The 15,387-nt window shown below is 31.3% G+C and carries 16 protein-coding genes; 6 read left to right on the top strand and 10 right to left on the bottom strand.

Translation table 11 applies throughout. The features are described from left to right. The first annotated feature begins 66 nt into the window (after positions 1-66). A complete protein-coding gene (gene fetB / locus DZ68_RS0108005) occupies positions 67-792 on the top strand; it encodes an iron export ABC transporter permease subunit FetB (RefSeq protein ID WP_024790977.1) in 726 nt (241 codons plus the stop codon). Continuing rightward, entirely contained in the window at positions 776-1,222 is a 447-nt protein-coding gene (locus DZ68_RS0108000) for a YaiI/YqxD family protein (protein WP_024790976.1), read from the top strand. Before fetB ends, DZ68_RS0108000 begins: the two co-directional genes overlap by 17 nt. On the opposite strand, the gene gpmA is transcribed toward DZ68_RS0108000, so the two are convergent. Then, a complete protein-coding gene (gpmA, locus tag DZ68_RS0107995) occupies positions 1,214-1,903 on the bottom strand; it encodes a 2,3-diphosphoglycerate-dependent phosphoglycerate mutase (protein ID WP_024788089.1) in 690 nt (229 codons plus the stop codon). The two genes, DZ68_RS0108000 and gpmA, sit on opposite strands and share 9 nt — an antisense overlap. A gap of 15 nt (positions 1,904-1,918) precedes the next feature. After that, on the bottom strand, positions 1,919-2,401 hold the full coding sequence (locus DZ68_RS0107990; protein ID WP_024790975.1) for a hypothetical protein: 483 nt from the start codon (positions 2,399-2,401) through the stop codon (positions 1,919-1,921). A 37-nt stretch (positions 2,402-2,438) separates the two neighbouring features. Here DZ68_RS0107990 and surE point away from each other — a divergent pair, with 37 nt between their 5' ends. The 3 genes from surE to DZ68_RS0107975 are packed head-to-tail and all read left to right on the top strand — an operon-like array spanning position 2,439 to position 5,090. Next, positions 2,439-3,206: a 5'/3'-nucleotidase SurE gene (gene surE, locus DZ68_RS0107985; protein ID WP_024790974.1), complete on the top strand. Its 768-nt coding sequence runs from the start codon at positions 2,439-2,441 to the stop codon at positions 3,204-3,206. A gap of 20 nt (positions 3,207-3,226) precedes the next feature. Further along, positions 3,227-4,474, top strand: coding sequence for a YcaO-like family protein (locus DZ68_RS0107980; protein WP_024790973.1), 1,248 nt, complete (start codon positions 3,227-3,229; stop codon positions 4,472-4,474). After that, positions 4,464-5,090 (top strand): tRNA threonylcarbamoyladenosine dehydratase, encoded by a 627-nt coding sequence (locus DZ68_RS0107975; RefSeq protein WP_024790972.1) that lies wholly within the window; start codon positions 4,464-4,466, stop codon positions 5,088-5,090. The genes DZ68_RS0107980 and DZ68_RS0107975 overlap by 11 nt, the downstream gene beginning before the upstream one ends. On the opposite strand, the gene DZ68_RS0107970 is transcribed toward DZ68_RS0107975, so the two are convergent. The 8 genes from DZ68_RS0107970 to rsmH all read right to left on the bottom strand — a co-directional run bounded on the left by DZ68_RS0107970 (position 5,087) and on the right by rsmH (position 14,767). Then, the gene (locus DZ68_RS0107970) at positions 5,087-6,175 is read right to left on the bottom strand and encodes a TRAP transporter substrate-binding protein (protein WP_024790971.1); all 1,089 of its coding nucleotides are present in this window, start codon (positions 6,173-6,175) and stop codon (positions 5,087-5,089) included. The genes DZ68_RS0107975 and DZ68_RS0107970 overlap by 4 nt on opposite strands. A 63-nt stretch (positions 6,176-6,238) precedes the next feature. Further along, on the bottom strand, positions 6,239-7,357 hold the full coding sequence (locus tag DZ68_RS0107965; RefSeq protein ID WP_024790970.1) for a calcium:proton antiporter: 1,119 nt from the start codon (positions 7,355-7,357) through the stop codon (positions 6,239-6,241). Position 7,358: 1 nt separating this feature from the next. Further along, on the bottom strand, positions 7,359-7,886 hold the full coding sequence (bioV, locus tag DZ68_RS0107960; protein ID WP_024788082.1) for a pimelyl-ACP methyl ester esterase BioV: 528 nt from the start codon (positions 7,884-7,886) through the stop codon (positions 7,359-7,361). After that, positions 7,873-9,261 carry an AAA family ATPase gene (locus DZ68_RS11310; protein ID WP_024790969.1) on the bottom strand — a complete coding sequence of 463 codons (1,389 nt, stop codon included), beginning with the start codon at positions 9,259-9,261 and terminating at the stop codon, positions 7,873-7,875. The genes bioV and DZ68_RS11310 overlap by 14 nt, the downstream gene beginning before the upstream one ends. Then, positions 9,248-10,468: a tRNA (N(6)-L-threonylcarbamoyladenosine(37)-C(2))-methylthiotransferase MtaB gene (gene mtaB, locus DZ68_RS0107950; protein ID WP_024790968.1), complete on the bottom strand. Its 1,221-nt coding sequence runs from the start codon at positions 10,466-10,468 to the stop codon at positions 9,248-9,250. Before mtaB ends, DZ68_RS11310 begins: the two co-directional genes overlap by 14 nt. Position 10,469: 1 nt before the next feature. Further along, on the bottom strand, positions 10,470-13,538 hold the full coding sequence (locus DZ68_RS0107945; RefSeq protein ID WP_024790967.1) for an efflux RND transporter permease subunit: 3,069 nt from the start codon (positions 13,536-13,538) through the stop codon (positions 10,470-10,472). Positions 13,539-13,586: 48 nt separating this feature from the next. Beyond that, entirely contained in the window at positions 13,587-13,862 is a 276-nt protein-coding gene (locus DZ68_RS0107940) for a hypothetical protein (RefSeq protein ID WP_024790185.1), read from the bottom strand. Continuing rightward, complete coding sequence (gene rsmH, locus DZ68_RS0107935) at positions 13,862-14,767, bottom strand: 16S rRNA (cytosine(1402)-N(4))-methyltransferase RsmH (RefSeq protein WP_024788077.1); 906 nt, start codon at positions 14,765-14,767, stop codon at positions 13,862-13,864. Before rsmH ends, DZ68_RS0107940 begins: the two co-directional genes overlap by 1 nt. Positions 14,768-14,829: 62 nt before the next feature. On the opposite strand from rsmH, the gene DZ68_RS0107930 reads away from it, so the two are divergent. Then, entirely contained in the window at positions 14,830-15,378 is a 549-nt protein-coding gene (locus DZ68_RS0107930) for a class II aldolase/adducin family protein (protein ID WP_024790966.1), read from the top strand. Positions 15,379-15,387 lie beyond the last annotated feature (9 nt).

The raw sequence follows: 15,387 nt of genomic DNA, 5'->3' as shown, positions 1-15,387 counted from the left end.
ATAATATTTTTTCTATATAATATAAATTTATAATTATGTGATACAATTTTATTAAAAAGGAAATAATTGAAATTCAGCATAATTACTTTAAGTTTTATTTTAGTGCTTATCCCTTTGTTTATTTCATACAAAAACAAAATCGGTATTGAAAAAGAACTTTTTATCAATTCTCTAAGAGCACTGCTGCAACTGAGTATTTTGGGATTCATTTTAGGGTTTTTATTTAAAATTAAAAATCCACTTTGGTATATACCTATTGTGTTGTTTATGCTCATTTACGCTTCTTTCATAGCAAAAAAGAGAACTCAATTTTTATTCTTATGTGCTTTTTATTCCATTAGTATGTCCGCTGTAATAATTCTAAGTATAATGATAACTTTAAAAATAATTTCTCTTAAACCATATGAATTTATACCTGTTGCGGGCATGATTATAGGAAATTCATTAAATACCTACACGTTAACCATAGAAAGATTAAAAAGAGAACTGTTTTTGCAAAAAGAGTTAATTGAGAGTTTTATTGCCATCGGAGCAAATTTGAAATCGGCTTATAAAATAATGCAAAAAGAAGCTATAAAAGCAGCTTTGATACCTGTTAACAATATGCTTCAAACAATAGGTGTTGTTGCAATTCCCGGTATTACCACAGGAATGCTTTTGGCCGGTGCATCCCCGCTAAAAGCGGTAAGCTACCAGATAATTATTATTTATATGCTTGTAAGTATAAATACATTTTCCGCTCTTTTTGGCAGCTATTTTTTTATAAGAGAAAAAAATGAAAATTTTAATTGATGCGGATGCTTTGCCAAAGGCAGTAAAACCCATAATTTACAGAGCGGTAAATAAAAACGAAATAAAAACAATTGTGGTATCCAATAAAAAAATTTCTTTTGAAAAAAGCCCGTTTATCGAATATATTATTGTAAACGAAGGAATAGACAAAGCCGATGATGAAATTGTAAGCCTGTGTGAAAAAAACGATTTGGTAATAACTGCCGATATACCCCTGGCTGACAGAATTGTTAAAAAAGATGCTCTCGCTTTAGGGCACAGAGGGGAAATATATGATGAGAATTCTATTCAAAATTTCTTAAGCATAAGAAATTTAATGGCTGAGATTAGACAGAGCGGGGAAATTACAAAAGGCCCAAAGCCTTTTTGTAAAAAAGATATTCAAAATTTTGCCAACAGTTTTAGCAAACTTCTTTATAAATTAATCTAAATTATAAACTTTTTTAATATGAAGCTCCTCATCAAATTCATATACCCTCGGCACTCCTGTAGCTATTTCAAATTTTGGAATATCCTCATCACTTATGTTGTCAAATTCTTTAACCATCCCTCTTATTGTATTTCCGTGAGCTGTAATCAACACATCTTTACCTTCAACTAAAAGCGGTGCAACTCTTTCATGAAAAGCCGCCATTGAGCGTATCTGATTATCTTTTAAACATTCTGTGCTTGGAATTAATTCAACAGGAAAATTTTTATATTTCGGATCAAATCTCGGATGTCTCGGGTCATCTTCACTTAAAGGCGGAGGAGGAACATCATAGCTTCTTCTGTAAAGCAGAAATTTTTCTTCTCCAAGCTCTTTTTTAACCTCGTCTTTATTAAGTCCTGTAAGGGCACCGTAAAACCTTTCGTTAAATCTCCAGTCTTTCAAATGGTCAATCCATAGTAAATCTAGTTCTTCTAAAATAATAATTCCCGTCTTAATAGCCCTTTTTAAAAAAGATGAGAAACATATATCAAAAGTAAATCCGGCGTCTTTTAATATCTGACCAGCTTTTTTGGCTTCCTGAATACCTTCCGGAGCCAAATCCACATCCACCCAGCCGGTAAAACGGTTTTGTTTATTCCATTCGCTTTTTCCGTGTCTAACAAGAACTAATTTTGCCATATTCATCCTTTCAGTTTAATTTTGAAATTTTATCAAAAATTTATTGCTTCTTTTAGACCACTCAACCAACTTAATTATACTGAATTTTAAATCAAATTTTTTTGAAATACCGGGAAAATAAACTTTTTTATCAAAAGCAATAAAATAATTTTCATCAAAATCCGGTTTTATTTTTCTCTGAATTATCAAATAAGGCAAATCATTATCAATTATTCTTGGAATCTTTTTTTCTATACAAACACCTATCTGCTCTCTTAAAAATCCGTTCAATGAATTTAGATAATTTAACACAATATCAACCCACTCCAATTCTTCCTTTTTTTTATTGAAAATAATAATATCATTAAAATTATTTAACATAATATTTTTACTCCAAACTCCTATGTCATAATCTTGAAGTTTTTTTTTGAATTTTTTAAAATCTTTTTCAATTTCACCAAAAGGCATCTCAAAATTTGATAAAATCCTGATATTAATATCATCTCTTATATATTTCATAACCGGCCTTTTTATAAAATTATACCAAAGGACACAGATGCCAAAAATACTTATTACAAATGACGATTCTTTTGAAGCAAAAGGATTAGAAATTTTATATGAAGCCATGAGCGAAATAGGAAAACCTCTTGTTGTAGCACCTGCTTCTCCAAAAAGTGCCTGCTCAAAATCTCTCACAATTACAAAGCCTTTAATGTTTAAAAAAGTTAAAGAAAATTTTTATAAACTTGATGACGGAACACCGGACGACTGTGTTTATCTGGCAATAAACGAATTTTTTAAAGACAAAAAACCGGATTTAATTGTTTCCGGAATAAATCACGGGGCAAATATGGGCGAAGATGTAAATTATTCAGGAACTGTTGGAGGAGCGACTGAAGGGGCAATTCACGGAATAAAATCCATTGCCATATCTCAGGTTTTAAAGAGTTTCGATAATCCCCCCAGTGAAGTTGACTGGGAAAAAGCAAAAAAAATAGCAAAAGATATGGCCTTAATGGTTTTAGAAAATAAAATTTCGCTTCCCCACAGAAAACTGTTAAATATAAACATACCGAATACAAAAGAAATAAAAGGATACCGGTTTACAAAACTTGCATACAGAATTTACGGAAACGATGCCCACAAATATCTTAACCCCAGAGGTGAAGAATATTACTGGCTCGGCCTTCATCACTTAAAATTTAAAGAAGAAAAAGAAAGCGATTTTTGGGCTGTAAAAAACGGGTATGTTTCAATAACTCCCATTACATTGGATGTTACCGATTATCAATTATTAGAAAAATTAAAAAACAGTGAAAAATAGTGAGTAGTGAGTGGTGAGTGGTGAGTGGTTATAATAAATTTTTTGAAGAGTTAAATTTAGAATATTATTATGAATTTAAAGAAATAAACAATATTTTTACATGCGAATTAAAACTTAAAAACATACCTTTTACTTCTTTTGGCAAAGGTGAAACATCAGAGAACGCCCTGCTTAGTGCACAGGGTGAAATGGCTGAGCGGCTAATAACCAGAAATTTTTTTGAAGAATATTATATTAACGGTTTATATCCTGATATGAAAGAAGGAAATTTTTTAAATAACGAACTCAATAAATTTTATAAAATAGACACTCTTCAAAAAGAGGAATTAATTGATTTTAACTCTGATTCATTTGAAATACTTTCAATACCTTTTATAAAACGCTCAACCAAAGAAAAAATATATTTTCCAGTTAACCTGCTTCAAAATTTATACGCAAGCAACGGAATGGCGGCACATTTTGATATTATTAAGGCTTATAAAAACGCCAAGGCGGAAATAATAGAAAGATTTGTAAAATTCGAAGTTATAAAATATGCCCTGCCCCTGCCAAAAATAGACCATCCTTTTAATTCAAAAAACATTCAGATATACGATGCTTCTCTTGAGGGAAAATATCCCGTAATGGCAGCAAGCTATATTAAAGATGATAATATTATTTTAGCTTTTGGCTGCGATATTGACCAGCAAAAAGCGATAAAAAAAGCCTATTTGGAACTTCTTCAGACAGGACTTAACAGATTTGGTAAAATAATCGATGATATTGAAGAGGTTAGAGAAAAATTTAATTTAATTAACCATTTCATAGATTTAAGCGGTGATGTGCATAAAAATTTTTTAAAAAAACCCTTTTTTAAAAAGGGAAAATGGAATTTTAAACATTATGATGTGTTTCAAAAAGAAGAATATTTCAAAGTCTATAAGTGCTGCGGTGTTTTTGCAATTCATTTAATCATTCCTTCCATCAGCGAAATATATCCGGTTGTTGATTTAATATACAATAATATAAATTATCCAAAATTTTTTAGAGATAAAACATTAAATTATCAAAATTATGAAAAAAAAGAGATTGAGGAATTAACCCGGGAAATATCTGATTTATACCCTTTTACCCAGATAGATTCATTAATCGGAGTGATTGCAAAAGAGCCTTTATTTATTGAGAAATTTAAAAAAATTATAAATAACAGCGGAAAAATAGAATTTTCAAAAAAATATATAAATATTTTAAATTTAGCACAAAAATTAAAGGAGTTAAATGAAATTTGACAGATGCAAAAAACTTTTTTCAAAATTTCACAAACTTCAAAATTTAAATATATTAATTTGCGGAGCCGGAGGTGTGGGAGGATATGCTCTTGAGTGCCTCTACCGCTCCGGTGTAAAAAATATAACCGTTGTTGATTATGACATATTTGATATTACAAACCAAAACAGACAAATAGGAAGCGAGTTTGTAGGAAGAAAAAAAGTTGAAGTTTTAAAAAGATTATATCCTGGAATTAGAACAATTGATTTAAAACTGACCCCGGAAAATATCAAAGAACTGGATTTAAATGAATATGACATGGTTATTGATGCAATTGATGATTTAAAAGCAAAAATTTCCCTTATAAAAAAAGCATACCCAAAAATTATCTCTTCAATGGGAGCGGCAAAAAGAATAGACCCGAGTAAAATAAGAATAGAAAGTATATGGAAAACACACACAGACCCTTTTGCCAAAAAAGTAAGGGATTTTTTAAATAAAGAAAATTTCCAAGGTGATTTTAAAGCTGTTTATTCAACCGAAAAACCGATAGAATGCAAAATGGGAAGTTTTGTAGGAGTTACAGGGGCATTTGGATTTGCCCTCTGCAGCGAAGTTTTAAAAGATTTTGTTTAATCTACTATTGTTCCTTTGTCCCTTATATCAAGATACCATTTTGGAAGTGTATCTGTCCATTTTCTGATTTTAGGAAAAAATGATTTAATATTTTCATAAACTTTTGCAAAATCTTTTGATTTATTGGAATATTCGTTAAGAATTTCAATAATAGCTTTTTTTGCTGCTTCATTAACATCATCAGGGAAATTACCTAGTTTAACATCATATTTTCCGCTGATAATATCCTGAAGCTTAAGAGCATTTTGATATTGAAACTCGGAAAAAATTCTTGCATGCATTTCTCTTGTTGCAGCTTCAATAATTGCCTGATGTTCTTTTGGAAGTCTATCATATTTTTTCTTATTAAATGTCATTTCAAGAATACTTCCAGGCTCATGCCATCCTGTATAATAATATCTAGCAACTTTTTGGAATCCCATAATTGTATCAAGGCTTGGCCCCACCCATTCTGTCGCATCAATAACACCTCTTTCAAGTGCGGTATAAATTTCACCTCCAGGGATATTTACAGGTTTGACTCCAAGTCTTGCCATTACTTCTCCTCCAAGACCGGGAATTCTCATTTTAAGGCCTTTCATATCGGCCAAAGATTTAATAGGTTTTCTAAACCATCCTCCCATTTGATTTCCAGTATTTCCGCCTTTGAAAGGCATTAAATTATATCTTGCATATAATTCTCTCCATAAATCCATTCCTCCTGCAAAATCAAACCAAGGTTCAAGTTCATCGGCAACCATTCCAAAAGGGAAAGAACTAAACAAAGCAAACGCCATATTTTTACCCTTCCAGTAATAAGGCCCTGAATGAAAGCCGTCAATCAAACCTTTTGAACAGGCATCAAATACTCCAAGAGCCGGTACTAATTCATTTGCTCCATATATATGAATTTTCAAACTTCCACCGCTTAACTCATCCACTCTTTTTGCAAACCATAAAGCACCCTCACCCATGATAGGAAGTGTTTTTGGCCATGAAAGACAAACTTTAAGTCTTGTTACACTTTTTGCATACAAATTGGTTGTAAATGCAGCACTTGCAGCTACACCTACACCGGTAGCTTTTAAAAATTTTCTTCTGTTCATACATTCTCCTTTTTAGTTTTTACAATTAATTTTAGCACAAAAAAAGAAAAGAAATTTAAAAAATTAATAAAAAATAGCCATAATTGCGTAACTTAGAAACAGCATTAAGTGAGATAGCCCTTCTAAATAATTGGTTTCACCGTTTTCGGTTGTTTTCCATACAAGTAAAATTGTAATCATTAACGCTCCGACCTGCAAAGGGGTAAAATCCAAAGTAAATTTTATTCCGAAAATCAAAGATAAAAAAATAAGTATCGGAACAGTAAGAAGTATTGAAACGGTGCTTGCTCCCATTGCAATATTTACAACCCTTTGCATTTCATCATTTTTCGCAGCCCTAATTGCGGTGAAAAGTTCGGGAGCCGCTGTTACAAAAGCTATCAAAATACCCACAAACCCTGCCGTTAAGCCCATATTTTTAAATACCCTCACGCCTTCGTTTGCAAAAATTTCAGACAAAAATCCTATTAAAATCAATAAAAAAAGTAAAAAAATCACATTGAACAAAGAACTTTTTTTATCAAAAAAATAATTTTCGTCATCTTCTTCTTTTTGATATCTTTTAACCCTGCTTCGTTTTTTAAATTTAAAAAAATGCACGTGTGTATCTGTTTGGAATTTAAATATAAACAGATAATAAACAAACAAAAGTACGGCAATTATTATACTTGCGTTATGTAGCGCTTCTTTGGTTGAATGAAGAGAAATTGCGCTCGGCACAAGAAGCATCGCCACCGCTACAAAAAAAACAGTTGTATAACTGGCCGATGTATCTTCATTATGGACCTGTTCTTTAAAATTAAGCCCCCCTACAAAAACGGCAAGTCCCAGAAGTGCATTCAAATCAACAATTACTGTGGCGGCAATACCGTTTTTTACCGTTTCCATAACATCCGGATGAACTTTTGCTTCCAACACCACCATAAAAAGAATTAAAATTTCTACCAGCACGGCTGAAAATGTCAAAACCAGACTTCCGTAAGGTTCCCCAAACCTTTCAGCCAAAATTTCGGCTATTTCGGAGATTGTAACGGCAAGCGAACCGATACCTATTGCGGCAAAAACAGCTGCTAAAACACTTAAATGTTCAAAATGAAAAATAATGGCAAAAAAGAAAGAAATAAAACCTGTGACTATATCCCAATACTCTTTAACAACATGCGACTTGGGCTCAGTATCCAATTTAACTCCTTAAAAAATGATTTGATTTTTTTATTAAATAAACTTCACCGTAATTTTTAAAAAATTTATAAGCTTTTTTTAAAGAAATAATTTTATCATATTCTCCTAAAAACACTTCTATTTTTATATTTTTAACTTTTCTTATTTTTTCCCAATCAAAAGTAAAAAGCCCTAACAATTCTTTTTCCGTGCAACTATAATCAATTTCAATATCCTCTAAATCAATTTTCCACTTTCCATTTTCCTTTATCCATTGATTAATGCCTGCTTTAGTCAAAAAATTTTTAATATAATCAATCTTACTTTTTTTAAATGCATTTATATTTAACTCTATAAATTTTTCACTCACATCAAAAAATGCGGGGGAGAGTAGCTGCAGTTTATCTATTCTTTCACTGCATTCAAGTGCATATTCAAGAGCCTTACAAGTACCTTTGCTGAATCCCGCAACAATAAACTCTTTTTCTTCCAAATAATCTTTAAAAAATTTTTTTTCGTTTTTTAAACAAAACCCGTTAAAATATTTCATTTTTGTTTTTAATTACATCTTCTTTATGAATAATTTCATTTTTTAATAAAATATTATAAACTTTTTCTATTAATAATTCATTGGATTTATATAAATTCTTAACTTCATCTTCACAATATTTAAGCACTTTTGCAACTTCACTCTCATCCCCCACAATATCATCTCCCATAGCATAATCTTTTATCATTTTAACCGCCAGCTCTTTTGCTTTTCTCAAATCCATATGTGCGTTTGAAAATTTTTCATTATACTTCTCTTCCACAGCCACGCGCCCGGCTAAATAAACCATTATTTTATTCATAAGCTCCGTTTTTGAAATTATTTCCTTATCTTCTTCTTTGAAATCATCTTTTACAAGTGAAATTCTCTCAAATTCAACACTTTTTTTACCTATTAAAACCTTATCTTTCACAGCATAAAAATCTTCTTCTTCTATATATTTTTTACCATGTTTAAGTGCATAAATACTTGCTTCATTAACCAGACTTGCAAGTGCCGCCCCAGAAAATCCCACCGTCATTTTGGCAATGTTTTCCAAATTTCCCTTAAAAGGCCTGCCTCTTAAATGAACTTTAAGTATTTCCATTCTGTCGTTAAGCCCAGGAAGCTCCACAAATACCCGCCTGTCAAATCTTCCGGGTCTTAAAAGAGCTTCATCGAGGAGTTCCACTTTATTGGTCGCCCCTATAACAATCACGCCTTCGCTCCCTTCAAACCCGTCCATTTCGGTTAAAAGCTGATTCAATGTGGCTTCTCTTTCATCATTTCTAAGATTTCCTCTTGCTTTTCCAATAGCATCAATTTCATCGATAAAAATAATACTTGGAGCCGATGATTTTGCGCGTGAAAACAGATCCCTTACCCGTTTTGCACCTACCCCCACATACATTTGAACAAAACCGCTTCCGCTCTGATAAAAAAACGGAACACCCGCTTCCCCGGCAAGGGCCTTGGCTATCAATGTCTTACCCACACCCGGAGGACCCACCAGTAAAACACCTTTTGGGAGATTTATTCCAAAAGATTTATATTTTTCAGGATTTTTTAAAAAATCTACAATCTCAACAAGCTCTTCTTTAACTTCGCTTATACCAGCAACATCTTTAAAAGTAACATTGGAAATAGTAGGTTTTATTACAAAATCTTTTTCTATTCCCGTATTCATTTCAACCTGAACCTGCTGGGGATTTTGCTGGGGAACAGATTTTTTTAAAAGCAAAATAAACAGAATAAAAAAAGCAAGCACTATAACCACCGCTACAATCTGGGTTAACAGCTCTTCATAATTTCCTTTAAACATATAAGCCACCACAAGGGCAAATAAAACGCCAAAAAGAATAGAAACAATTATCTGATTTTTTTTAGATTTTTGCATAATTAACTTCCTTAACCTCATAATCTTTTACCCTCACCCATTCTCCTTTTAAAAATTTATCACTTTTTATTAGCATTTTATTATAATATTCATCAAATCCTTGATAAAAGCCGTTTTTTTTCTCTTCTATATGAACGAAAAGTTCATTTTTTCTTTTTCTGAAATTATAATTTGTTTTCTGAACAAAATCATGCAGAATTTTGGCTCTTTTTTTGGTTATATCACCTCTTATCTGCTGTTTCATTGCTGCACTTATTGTACCATCTCTTGGAGTAAATCTGAAAACATGGAGATGAGTCAACGGATATTTTTTAAAATTATTAAACGCTTCTTCCCATATTTTTTCACTTTCACCCGGATGACCCACTATGATATCGGTTCCCAGTGCAAAACCGTAAGTGGCCAGTTTTTCAAAAAGAGGCAGTGTATTGGAAACTCTGTTTCTTCTTTTCATAATTCTGAGCATTGTGTCACTTGTATGCTGCAGGGCTATATGAAAATGCTTTTCAAGTATCGAATCACTGGCTATCTCAATTAATTCCTCATCTATTTGAGTTGGTTCAAGAGAGCCTATCCTAATTCTTTTAATCCGTCCTATTTTTAAAATTTTTTTTATAAGTTTGGCTAAAGAAGAACCGGTATCTTTTCCGTAACTTCCCATATTTATTCCGGTTAAAACAATTTCGTTTATTCCTGTTTGTGATAAATACTTAATCTGTTCTATTACTGTTTTTTCATCCAAACTTCTTGAATACCCCCTGACTTTGGGCAAAATACAGTAAGCACATTCAAAATCGCATCCCTCCTGAATCTTTACAAAAGCTTTTGTAGTTGAAAAGTCAGTAATTATTTTTTTATTTACAAAATCAAAGTCCCCTAATTCAATACCTTCAAAATTTAAATATTTATCAATTTCCTCTTTATATTTATGCCCCAAAACAGCATTTATTTTTTTTTCTTTAAATAATTTTTCACCCTGGGTATAGGCTCCGCATCCTGTAAAAACAATTTTTTTATTTTGCCATTTGTTAATATAACTTCTTACGTCCCTGTCGGCAAAATTGGTAACTGTGCAGGAATTTATTATTATTAAATCGGCTTTTTCTTCATTATCAGCGATTACATGACTTTTTTTCAAAATATTTTTCATAAGCTCCGAATCGTATATATTGCTTCTGCATCCAAAAGTTTTAATAAAAATATTCAAATCACTCCTTTAATTTTCTTTTTCTTAAAACATAATAAAATACCGGCAGATAAAACAAATTCAATACGGTTCCCCACATAATGCCAAAACCCAGGGCAATTGCCAGAGGCTGAAGGATTTGGGCCTGTCCGTAAGGAAAAAACATAAGTGTTGCAAGGCCAAAAAACGTTGTAAGACTTGTAAGCAGAATCGGCCTTAGCCTGAAAGATGCCAATGTTAAAATATCTTCAAGACTTTTTGCATTTTTAATAAAATCTATCATTACAATTCCGTCATTTACAACCACCCCTGAAAGTCCGACTATGCCTATCATTCCAAGCATTGTAAGATTCATATCCATTATCATGTTTCCAAACACCACCCCCAGAAATGAAAGAGGAATAACGGAAATAATCACAAACGGCAAAAACAGAGAATTAAACATCAAAACCAAAATTAAAAATATTAAAAGTAAAGCCACAACCAGTGATTCTTTAATATTTTGCATAAATTCCCTGCTTTTTTTTGCAGCCCCTCCTATTAATACTGTTAATCCCTGCTTTTTAAATTTATTTAAAAGAGGATTTGTTTTTTTATAAAAATCTTTAACCGTTATTATTTTTTTATTAAGCGTTGCATATACCGTTTTGGCAGGAATACCGTCATATTTATGGATTTTTTTGAAATTTTTTATTATATTGAAATCGGCAATTTTATTCAGTTCAATATATTTATCCGTATTTGGAATGTTTACTCTGAAATTTTCAAGAAACGCTAAAGAATCTTTATTGATATCATAAAATTTAAGCCTTACGATTCCGTCTTTATTAAATGTTTTGTCATACTCGGCTTTTGCAAAAAAAGGTCTGATCTCTTGAAAAATATTTCTTTCGTTAAATCCCAGTTTCTCACCATATTCATTTAGATTTATTTTAATCTCGCTTGCACCCATCTGCGCATCGTCATAAATATTATATACCCCTTTTATTTTTTTCATTTCATTTTCAAGTAATTTAATGGCTTTTAATACTTTTTTATTATCCCCGCCGAGACTAATTACTATATCGCTTTTTACAATTCCGGCCTGAGGCACTATTACATTTAATTCTTTCAGCCCTTTTATTTTTAACTTTGATAAATCTTTTTTTATTTTAAATGCCAGAGCCTTTGCACTTAGCTCTCTTGTTTCTCCGGTAACTTTTACAGGTTCAAAAAGGGGGGCAATATATTTGTTATAAAAATCATGAGGTACCCTGTCTTTTAAATCTACAAATATCTGAAAATAATTTTCCCCTCTGTTTGCCTCTCCTTTATTATTCATCTGCATTCCCACTGCGGTGGTAAAGCCTTCCACATTTGGACCTAAATATTTTTTTAAAACATTTTCAACGGGGGTGAGCGCTTTGGCACTCTGCTCGATTGTAAAATTATTATCAAATTTACCGTTTACATAAAGCTGAGACGTGTCAAAATCAGGAAACAGCTGAAATTTTGAATGTTTAAAGCCTTCAAAAGTTAAAAAAGGGATTACAAGTAAAAAAAACATTAATGTTATATATCTGAATTTAAAAAAACAGTTCAACATTTTCTTATAAACCGATGAAAATTTTTCCCATAAAATTTCTTTTTTATTTTTTGTAACTTTAAGTATTTCTTTTGAATGAAGAGGCAAAAAAACATAAGCTTCAAAAAGAGAAGAAAGTATTAAAACCGTAATCATTATAGGCAAAATTTTCATAAATTTACCTATTTCACCCTGAATCATCAGCATAGGTAAAAACGCCAAAATAGTAGTGGTTGAAGAGGCCATAACGGGCCAAAAAACTTCACTCGCCCCGTCTATCGCAGCGCTTATTTTATCTTTTCCCTGTCCCATATGCCTGTAAATATTTTCACCAACCACTATCGCTTCATCCACAATCATACCAAGTGCTATAAGCATACCAAGCATTGAAAGAAGATTAAGAGAATAATGAAAATAATAAAGTGCTATTAAGGCAATGGCAAAAGAAGTAGGTATCCCAAGTGTAACAATAAAAGAAATTCTTGCATTTAAAAAAATCCACATTACAAAAAACACTAAAATAAGCCCGAAAACAATATTGCTTACAACCGTATTAAACCTGTTTCTGACCCATTTGCTTGTATCTGTGGAAATTCCGAATACGACATCGGGATGGGATTTATGATAATTTTTAAGAATTTTTCTTATTTTTTCACTAAGAGCTATGGAATCGCCGTTTTCGCCTTTTCTTACATCGATTGTTATATTCGGTATTCCGTCATATTTACCTATCTGATCAGGCGTGTCATATTCCATTTTAATATCGGCAATATCTTTAAGTCTTATTTTTTTATTGCCTGTTTGAATATAAGTGTTTTTTAATTTTTCAACATTAACATTTGCCATAGTGATAAAAAAATGATTTCTGCCTTCTATATAACCGGCAGGAAAAATAGTCGAAAGGGAAGATATGACATTTGCCAATAATGATTTATTTATACCGAGTGTTTCTATTTTCTTTGAGTCAAAAGATATATAAATATTTTTATCGCTTTTTCCCCTTATATCAACCTTAGTTAAATCTTTCAGTTTCAAAAGCTTTTTTTTAATTTCATCGGCAACATCCAAAAGCTGGTCTTTGTTTAATTTATTACTTGCAACAGAAATAAACATCAAGGGGAAAGCTTTTTTTGCTATGCTGACAGAAGGCGTATCCATATCGCTTGGCAAATCTTTTTTGAGATTGGAAACAACACTTTGAAATTCGCTTAATAATTCATTTTTATTTACGCCTTCTTTTAAATTAGCGGTAATTACAAAATTTCCGTTAGTTATAACACTTTCAATGGAATCGACTTCTGAAAAAGATTTTATTTTATCTTCAATTTCATCCACGGCCATTTTATTGAGAGTTTCCGGAGATGCCCCTGGGTAACCTCCGGTAATTAATATTTTATCAAGTTCGGATGGCGGAAACAATTCTTTTGGAACATGTTTGTAAGAGAGAAAAGCCGTAATTATAATTATAAAAAACAGTGTATGGGTAAAAGCGGCATTTTTTATAAAAAATCCTATAAATTTTTTCATTAAACCTCTTTTTTATGGGTATTTTATCATAGATAAATAAAAAATGAATTAAAAAGAAAGTTTTTGAAGTCTGTTTTTAAATTTTATTTTTTCTATTTTGGATGAAAGTATGGACTGCTCTGCTTTTAGGGAATAATATTCGTTTAACAATTTATTTAAATGCAAAGAATATATGTAAATATGATTTGAAATATATATTTTAGGAAATAAGACAGCCAATGAAAAAAATATTACAAATACAACATTTTTAATAATTGATATGGATAACGACTCTTCTTCGATTACTTTTGAGACCTCTTCAATTAAAAGTTCTTTTTCATTCATTATTTTTCCTTAAATAAAAACCCCCTGAGTTTTGCACTTCTGCTTCTTGGATTTGTCTTTATTTCATCATTTGTAGCAGTTACAGGCTTTTTAGTAATAATTTTACCCAACGCATGATTGCCGCCGCATTCACATCTGATAGCTTCGGGAGGGCATATACAGTTTTTCGCCCACTCTTTAAATTTGTTTTTTACTATTCTGTCTTCGAGTGAATGAAAGGTTATTATACCTAAAATTGTGCCTGGTTTTGCAATATTCTTTGCATTTTCAAGCAGATTTTCAAGCTCACCCAGTTCATTGTTTACTTCAATGCGGACGGCCTGAAATATTCTTGCCAGACTTTTTTTATCTTTTATACCGATTTTACCTAAAATATCGGCAAATTCACGGTTTGAATTAATAACACGGTTGGAAATTATGGCTTTTGCAATTTTTTTATACCTTCTCTCTTCGGCAAATTCTTTTAAAATTCTTTCAATTTCCTCTCTTGAATAATAATTAATTACCTCATATGCACTTAAATCCTGATTTTTATTCATTCTCATATCCAAAATTTCACTTTCGAAATTAAATCCCCTCTCGGGATTGTCAAGCTGAAAAGAACTGACCCCTATATCCGCCAAAATACCTGCAATTTCCAAATCTTTCAAATCTTTTAAAGCAACACTGGCCCTTTTGTTGATAAATTGGATTCTGTCTTTAAAAGGAAAAAGTCTTTTCTTTGCAAAATTAAGTGCATCCGTGTCCTGATCTATTCCAATTAGTTTAATATTCGGAAAATTTTTAAGTATCGCAACGCTATGACCGCCAAAACCTAATGTGCAGTCAACAAAATAACCTTCTTTCATTGGAGAAAAAAGTTTTATTACTTCATTTAAAAGAACCGGTATATGAGGAATTTGCATAATAACCTTTTTTTTAAAAATTATACTAAATTTTTGATATAATTTGGCAAAAAAGGTAATATTTGCTTGAAAAACTGTTTTTAGATGATTATAAATTAACCGCCAGGGTTTTGCAAGAAAAAAATATATTAAATATAGGTTTTGGTAGCATTTCTTTAAAAACAGGCAACGACACCATGCTTATAAATAAAAAAAACAGCTGCATTTTAGAAGAAAATTTTTATATATCTGTAAATATTGCAAACAAAACACTCGCATACAAAGAAGCAAACGAAGATGCCCCTCTTCATGCAAAAATTTACAAAAATATCTCTTTTGCAAAAACTGCATTGAATCTTTATATGCCAAATACCATTGCTTATTCTATAATCCACGAAAAATTCCAGCCCATAGACACATACGGAAAAAAATATTTTAAAAATATAACCATTATCGAAGATTTAATGACAGAAACAAATATAAAAAAATTATTAGCCATTCTTGAAAAAGAAGAAATTGCAATTATAAAAGCAAAAAGCGTGATTATAATAAGCAGAGATATAAAAGAAGCTTTAAAAAAAGCTTTTATTTTAAACAATTCTGCAAGAATTTTATTAAAAATTCCACATTAAAACGGAGGT

This window comes from Lebetimonas sp. JS085 (assembly GCF_000523295.1).
In the GTDB taxonomy this organism is placed as follows: domain Bacteria; phylum Campylobacterota; class Campylobacteria; order Campylobacterales; family Nautiliaceae; genus Lebetimonas.
Note: the sequence above shows the minus strand (reverse complement) of the source record. Positions and strands in the feature narration are given on the sequence as shown.